Source organism: Amaricoccus sp. W119 (assembly GCF_047275745.1).
In the GTDB taxonomy this organism is placed as follows: domain Bacteria; phylum Pseudomonadota; class Alphaproteobacteria; order Rhodobacterales; family Rhodobacteraceae; genus Amaricoccus.
Genome location: NZ_JBKQWU010000135.1, coordinates 1 through 3,639 on the forward strand (window position 1 = coordinate 1; position 3,639 = coordinate 3,639).

Annotated in this window: 4 protein-coding genes; 2 read left to right on the forward strand and 2 right to left on the reverse strand. The window is 66.5% G+C overall.

Going from position 1 to position 3,639, the window contains the following annotated elements; all coding sequences use genetic code 11:
- Together ACLJK8_RS22250 and ACLJK8_RS22255 are read right to left on the reverse strand one after the other, a co-directional pair.
- A partial coding sequence (locus ACLJK8_RS22250) for an alpha/beta hydrolase family esterase (protein WP_413152609.1) occupies window positions 1-988 on the reverse strand: 988 nt, incomplete at its 3' end.
- Between the two features lie 27 nt (window positions 989-1,015).
- On the reverse strand, window positions 1,016-1,417 hold the full coding sequence (locus ACLJK8_RS22255; protein ID WP_413152610.1) for a CopG family transcriptional regulator: 402 nt from the start codon (window positions 1,415-1,417) through the stop codon (window positions 1,016-1,018).
- Between the two features lie 225 nt (window positions 1,418-1,642).
- On the opposite strand from ACLJK8_RS22255, the gene ACLJK8_RS22260 reads away from it, so the two are divergent.
- Both ACLJK8_RS22260 and ACLJK8_RS22265 read left to right on the forward strand, forming a co-directional pair.
- Complete coding sequence (locus ACLJK8_RS22260) at window positions 1,643-3,196, forward strand: helix-turn-helix transcriptional regulator (RefSeq protein WP_413152611.1); 1,554 nt, start codon at window positions 1,643-1,645, stop codon at window positions 3,194-3,196.
- Between the two features lie 121 nt (window positions 3,197-3,317).
- Window positions 3,318-3,491: a CsbD family protein gene (locus ACLJK8_RS22265; protein WP_413152612.1), complete on the forward strand. Its 174-nt coding sequence runs from the start codon at window positions 3,318-3,320 to the stop codon at window positions 3,489-3,491.
- The last annotated feature ends 148 nt before the right edge of the window (window positions 3,492-3,639 follow it).

The following is a 3,639-nucleotide window of genomic DNA, read 5'->3' on the forward strand; positions in this document are numbered from 1 at the left end:
CGGTCCTGCCAGTCTCTCGCGTTTCCTGGCCGTCTTCCGAAAGCCCGGCGACGATGAGGGTCGCGTTTCGAGGATCCACAACTCGGTCTTTCTCACCGTGAAATACGATGGTGCGCGGCGCATTTCCCTTGGCGGAACGGACAGCCCCGGGCCCCTGACCACGCATCGCCGCGAAGGCCGAGGCGACGTTGCTCGCTGAACGATATGGAAGACCGGAATGGATCCCGACGGCCGCGAACACGTCTGGATGCGTCGCGCCCAGCACCGCCGCCATCGCCCCTCCCGCCGACAGCCCCGCCACATAGACCTGATGCGCGGCGAGCGCGAACTCCTCGGCCAGCTTGCGCGCGATATCCGCGAGGATCGCCGGCTCTCCGCCGTCGCGGGCCTGGTGAGCCGGCTCGAACCAGTTCCAGCAGCGCGAGATATTCGCGCCCCCGGGCTGTTCGGGGTAGGCCACGATCATCTGGGCATCTTCGGCCAGCGCGTTCATCCCGGTCCCGACCGCGAAATCGTCCGGAGTCTGCTTGCACCCGTGGAGCATCATCACGAGCCCCCTGAGCTCCGATCGCGGGCAGGACGGGATGAACAGCCTGTATCGTCGCGTGCCCGCCGCGCAGGCATGTTCGCGCCAGACGAAGCTCGCACCCTCGGGAGTCCGGGGAGCTGGTCGCTTCGACCCTGGAGGGGTCAGGGGGCCAATGTCATCGAGCATCGCGCGGCCGCCGCGGAGCAGCGTCAGCACCTCGCGGAGCGAGCGTCGTGGCTCGGATTTCGAAGCAGGCGGCGTCGCGTGCCACTCGTCGACGACTTCGGCGTCCTCGATCTCCGGCGCGACCCGGCTTGCCTTGTGCGGCGAGGCACTCGCGGCTCCGGGTTCCGGCCGCCCGGCGAGCGCCGCCTGGATGATGGCGGTCGCATCGACGAGCTTGCCCGCGCGCACCGAGGTCGTGGCGTGGGACATGGCCCGCGCGAATTCGCTGTTCATCGTCTCTGATCCTTCCGAGAGCTTGGCCTAGTTGATCCTGTCGGCGAGGGCTCGCTTGACCTCGGCGCTGGCCTGCACCGAGCCGAGAACTGTGATGGATGCGATCGAGGCGCGCGCGAGGTCCGGGGTCACATCCTTCGCGATGCGCAGCAGACCCACCACGCGGAGGCGCAGCGGCGCCCGCCGCGCCCGCGCGTCTTCGAGTTCGGCGACCGTGACCTCGCGCAATCCGAGCTCGAGCGAGTGGCGTCCCAGCGATTGGGCGAGCTCGCCGGAGTGGGTCGCGAGCTGGCCGCGGATCGCGGAACGGATGAAGTCGGTCCGGTTGGAGTAAAAGCCTTCCCGCACCAGCAGGTCGATCCGGCCCAGGTCGACATGACCGATGTTGATCGTGAGCTTCTCGGTCTCGCTGCCCCGCTCGCCCTGCATCTGTTTGCCCCTTCGCACTCCACAGACCATCCATGTGGATGGTATGTGGATGGTGTTCGGGCTTTTGCAAGACCGGGCGCGCGCTTTCGCGCGATACGCGGCCCGAGGTTCGGAGTGTCGACGAACCCTGCCCGAGCAAGGAAACGTCGCGGCCCCGTCGCGGTCTTCCGCTTCGATGCGCCGCGGAACTCGCGCGCCCAAGGACACGGCGCGCCATCGAGCCGCTTGGCCGATCTGGATCTCGCGCCCGGGCGTGCTAGCATCCCACGGATGCCGGATACGAAAGTCGTCCCCGAACGCGATCACCGCCAGCTGCGCCAGCTCATCACGAAGCTGTCGGAAGGCATCGTCCTGATCGACTTCGACCAGACGATCCTCTGGGCGAACGAAGCGGCGCTTCGTCTGCACGGGGTCGAACGTCAGGAAGATCTCGGCGGGGACGTCGATGGGTATCGACGCAGCTTCAGGCTGACGTTTCGGAACAATCATCCCGTCAAAGCCGGAGAACACCCGATCGAACGGGTGCTGACCGGCGAGAAGCCGCGCGACGTCGTCGTGGAGGTCGCACCGGTGGCGCGGCCGGATACGACCTGGGTGCACGCCATCCGCTGCGCGGTCATCACGGACGCCGACGGGGAACCGGATTATCTGGTGCTCGTGATCGACGACCAGACCGACCGCTACGAGGCGGAGGATCGCTTCGAGAGCGCGTTCAATGCCAATCCCGCGCCAGCGCTGATCTGCCGGGTGTCCGACCTTTGCTTCATCCGGGCCAATCAGGGGTTTCTGGCGATGACCGGCCTCGGCAGGGACGAGGTCGTAGGACACTCGATCTATGAGCTCGATATTCTGCGCGACGTCGATGACCGCTCAGAGGCTCTCGCGAAGCTGACGCAAGGAGAGACGATCGCGCAAAGCGAGGCGACGCTGCTGCTGCCGGACGGTTCGAGCAAGGGCGTGATCGTCGCGGGCCAGCCGCTCGATCTGTCGAACGAGCGATGCATGCTTTTCACCTTCGTGGACCTCGAGCGGAGGCTTCAGGCGGAAGCTCTTCTGCGACAGAGCGAGGAGCGCTTCTCCAAGGCCTTCAAATCATCGCCGGTCGCCCTGGCCGTCGCAGCCGCGAGCAGCCTGCGGTTCATCGAAGTGAACGGGGCGTTTCTGGCGCTCACCGGTTTCGCCGAGGACGAGCTCGTCGACTCGACCCCGGCCAATCTCCGGATGTGGGCGGATCCCGGCACTCAGGAGCGCCTTCTGCGGGAACTGGAAACCTCCGACAAGCTCACGCAGCAGGAGCTCAGAATTCGAACCTTCGACGACACGGTGCTGGATGGTTCGATCGCTGGCGATGTCATCAGCATCGACGATACCCGATGTGTCCTCATCGTCCTCCAGGACATCACGGAGCGCAGGCGGTCGGAGACGGAACTCATGTCGGCGATCGACGCGGTGCTGGCGGACACCGCCTGGCTCAGTCGGGGTATCGTGGAGCGGCTGGCGGGACTGCGGCAGCCCAACAGGGTGGCCCAGGCCGGGGTCGATCTGGCGTCGCTGACCGACCGCGAGCGCGATGTGCTCGGCTTGATCTGTGAAGGCGCGACCGACGCCGCCATGGCGGACCGCCTGCGCCTGTCCCGGCACACCATTCGAAACCACCTGTCGTCGCTCTATCGCAAGATCAATGTCACACATCGCGGCGCGGCGGCGGTCTGGGCCCGCGAGCGAGGCATCACCGATCACGCATCCGCCCAGCGACCCCGGAAGGCCAAGAAAGGCTAGTTTGTACTAGCTGAACTGAGATCTTTCGGCCTTGGAGCGCGGCTGTCCCGGACCAACCTTCATCGTCTCACACGCGGCGTTCGTCGAAACGGTTTGGCGAGCGTCATTCAGGGAGACGATCATGGACAAGGACCGGGTGAAGGGCGCGAAGGACCAAGCGGCCGGATCCGTCAAGGAAGCGATCGGCAAGGTCACCGGTGACAAGCGCACCGAAGCGGAGGGCAAGGCGCAGAAGGCGGGCGGCAAGGTCCGCCGGAAGGTCGGCGAGGCGAAGGACGCGGTCCGCGACAAGTAGTCACCGCGCCAGCGGCCCTCATTCCACGCCGTCCGGCGTAATCGTTGTTGGACGACGGGGATCTGTCTCAGGCTCTTCGCCGATCGCATGATCCCGACCCGGCGTCCTCTCGCCTAGCCTGGAGCCGCGCGCGGTGGCGACCCCGCGC

Bases quoted from the DNA above. Each gene is read 5' to 3' on its own strand.
- ACLJK8_RS22255 (WP_413152610.1), bottom strand. From the start codon at position 1,417: ATGCAGGGCGAGCGGGGCAGCGAGACCGAGAAGCTCACGATCAACATC.
- ACLJK8_RS22265 (WP_413152612.1), top strand. From the start codon at position 3,318: ATGGACAAGGACCGGGTGAAGGGCGCGAAGGACCAAGCGGCCGGATCC.